The sequence below is a fragment of the Bacillus sp. SIMBA_074 genome (assembly GCF_046534555.1).
GTDB lineage: Bacteria > Bacillota > Bacilli > Bacillales > Bacillaceae_G > Bacillus_A > Bacillus_A mycoides.
The window spans coordinates 1-276 of sequence record NZ_JAWRYM010000432.1 but is presented as its reverse complement, the minus strand read 5'-3'; the positions used below and the strand labels follow the sequence as shown (position 1 = coordinate 276).

Below are 276 nucleotides of genomic sequence, written 5' to 3'. Positions count from 1 at the left end.
GAAGAATAGCGATGATCCTCAAGCCAGGAGACCTGCCTGTTCTTGTTTTTGCACTGCATTCCTTCGGGTTAAAGGAAGAGGTGAGGATCGGTGAAGTATGCTATCCACACGCTTTGTTTTCCTTACACGATAAGAGGAGAACAAGGCGTTTTTTTATTTCGATGAGGGGGTGGCTTTGATGAGTCAGCAAGACAAAAAGCGGGGCTTGCTTTTGGTTTATACAGGTGACGGCAAGGGGAAAACGACAGCAGCTATCGGGCTGGCTGTACGAGCGAC

1 protein-coding gene is annotated in these 276 nt (G+C 48.6%); it reads left to right on the top strand.

Features of this window, described 5'->3' with window-relative positions:
- Positions 1-178: 178 nt before the first annotated feature.
- A partial coding sequence (locus tag SB773_RS31460) for a cob(I)yrinic acid a,c-diamide adenosyltransferase (RefSeq protein ID WP_410594228.1) occupies positions 179-276 on the top strand: 98 nt, incomplete at its 3' end.